We start from the raw sequence: 1,982 nt of genomic DNA, 5'->3' as shown, positions 1-1,982 counted from the left end.
CGTCGAGGCCGAGCAGTTCGCCCGCATGGCCCCGACCGCTGATCTGCGCGAAGGGCTGAATGCCTGGATGGCACGCCGCGAGCCGGGCTATGACGGCTCGTGGACGCATATCGCGCGTCCCGACGAGGCCAGGCGAGCCTCGTTGGCGCTGGATCAGGGCGCCACCACCAAACGGCCTTTCATGTTGGGGTGAAAGCGGCAGAAATAGTCGACCGGTCCCGCGGCCTTCAATGTCAGGCTTGCGGATTTCTTCGGCGGGATCATCACTTCCCAGCCGCCTTTCACGGTGGCCGTGTGGGCGAACACATCCTTGTTCACCCACTCGATCGTGTCGCCGACCTTGGCCTCGACGGTGGCTGGCGAGAACACCAGCCTGTCGATGATGACCTGGATGGTTTCCGCTCGCGCCGGAACGGTACCGACGGCCAGCGTCAACGCAATCCACAGATAGCGTTTCGGCATGCTCCCGGTCCTTACTTGAGCCTGCCGGCGACGTGCTCGGCGTGCTGCTCATGGCCCTGGAAAATCTTCAGGCCGGTTTCCAGCAGGCCCTTCAGGTCGGCATTCTGCGCCGACGGGATCAAAAGGGTTTCGAGCGCGCCGTTGACCTGCTTGTGGTAGGCGACCTCGTTATCGACATAGGCCTTGTCGAAGGCAGCGCCGTCGAGTTTGGCGAGCTTGGCCCGCTCCTCCGCCGCAGCTTTGGTCAGCGCCTGGCTGGTGGCGTTGTCTTCCGGCGTGACCTTGAGCTTCTTCACCAGATCGAGCGCCTGCACGTTCACGGCTTCGTGGTCGCGCACCATGTCGTTGGCGAAATCCACGACCTCCTTGGTCTTCGATTTTTCGATGGCCAGCTTGGCCGCTTCAACGTCGATGACCCCGGCCGTATAGGCGATGTGGGCGATCTGCGGATCGGTTGGCTTGTCGGCGGCTTGTGCGAACGGGGCGGTGCCGAGCAGCAGCAGGGCGGCGAGCGCGGCAGTGTGTCGGATGGACATGGCATCTCCTTCGCCGGACGCTGAAAATCGCGCCGGACTGTGTTTTCGGTTGACGGTCATTGGATGCTGGCCAGCGGCAAACGTTCCCGCCAAAATCAATTGAATCCGGTGAGGCTCAGCTTTCCAGCCCGAGCCGCCGCATGACCGCGCTGGTCAGTCGTTCGCAACGCCGGCCGGCGAAGGGGAAGGCATCGAGCAGCACCGGCCCGATCTGATCGTCCAGCGCCTTGCGCACCAGGGCGCGGGCGCGGTGCAGCCTTGTCTTGACGGTTTGCGGCCGCACGCCGAGGAGATCGGCGGTCTCCTCGATGCTCAGCCCCTCGATCACCCGCGCCACGAACACCGTCCGGTAGACGTCGGGAAGGCTGTCTGTGGCCTGTTCGACCAGTTGGAGGATCTGCCTTTGCGCCATCGTCCGTTCCGGATCGTCGCTGGGGTGGAGGGGGAACCGGATGATCTCGGCTTGCGGATTTTCCGGCATTGCCACCGTTCTGCGCCTTTTGCGCAGGCGGCCGAGCGCCTCGTTGATGACGATGCGCGACAGCCATGTGGCGAGCGAGGAGTCGCCGCGAAACGCATCGAGATGGGCGAAAGCCTTGAGGTAGGCCTCCTGGACGATGTCCTCGGCCTCGCTGTCATTGCGCACGACGCCGCGCGCGATCCGGTAGAGCCGCTGATTGTGTGTCTTGATGATGGTGCGGAAGGCGTCGCCGTCGCGCGCCAGCGCGCGGTGCACAAGCTGCATCTCGCCTGGCGCAGCGGAAGGCACGGCCGTCAACACAGCAGGCATCGCCACTTTCCTCAACCCAATCTCCGAACCAAGATCTCGATCGGGAGATTGGACGCTGTCGCCGGCAAAAGGTTCCCGAAGATTTTCTGCCGGGCCCGGCGGCCGCTACCCTACAGTGCGAGTGAAGGCTTGTCAGGCAGCCTGCAGGCGCGCTGTGGCCGCCAACAGATCGGTCTGGGTGATCAGCCCGAGAA

At 64.2% G+C, this 1,982-nt stretch carries 3 protein-coding genes and 1 pseudogene; 1 reads left to right on the top strand and 3 read right to left on the bottom strand.

The window, feature by feature from the left end:
• A pseudogene (locus tag EN964_RS32940) lies at nt 1-193 on the top strand (enoyl-CoA hydratase); the annotation flags it as partial.
• Here EN964_RS32940 and EN964_RS32935 read toward each other — a convergent pair.
• From EN964_RS32935 to EN964_RS32925, 3 genes are all read right to left on the bottom strand, one after another.
• Complete coding sequence (locus EN964_RS32935) at nt 154-462, bottom strand: cupredoxin family copper-binding protein (protein ID WP_127269122.1); 309 nt, start codon at nt 460-462, stop codon at nt 154-156. The pseudogene EN964_RS32940 and the gene EN964_RS32935 overlap by 40 nt on opposite strands.
• Nucleotides 463-473: 11 nt before the next feature.
• The gene (locus EN964_RS32930) at nt 474-998 is read right to left on the bottom strand and encodes a DUF4142 domain-containing protein (protein ID WP_127269121.1); all 525 of its coding nucleotides are present in this window, start codon (nt 996-998) and stop codon (nt 474-476) included.
• Between the two features lie 115 nt (nt 999-1,113).
• Nucleotides 1,114-1,788, bottom strand: a complete 675-nt coding sequence (locus EN964_RS32925; protein WP_127269120.1) for an RNA polymerase sigma factor — start codon at nt 1,786-1,788, stop codon at nt 1,114-1,116.
• Between the last annotated feature and the right edge of the window lie 194 nt (nt 1,789-1,982).

It is taken from the genome of Mesorhizobium sp. M7A.F.Ca.CA.001.10.2.1, assembly GCF_003998575.1.
In the GTDB taxonomy this organism is placed as follows: Bacteria; Pseudomonadota; Alphaproteobacteria; order Rhizobiales; family Rhizobiaceae; genus Mesorhizobium.
This window is presented reverse-complemented; position numbering and strand designations above follow the sequence as displayed.

Coding starts and splice junctions, on each gene's coding strand:
- EN964_RS32935 (WP_127269122.1), bottom strand. CDS start 462: ATGCCGAAACGCTATCTGTGGATTGCGTTGACGCTGGCCGTCGGTACC.
- EN964_RS32930 (WP_127269121.1), bottom strand. CDS start 998: ATGTCCATCCGACACACTGCCGCGCTCGCCGCCCTGCTGCTGCTCGGC.
- EN964_RS32925 (WP_127269120.1), bottom strand. CDS start 1,788: ATGCCTGCTGTGTTGACGGCCGTGCCTTCCGCTGCGCCAGGCGAGATG.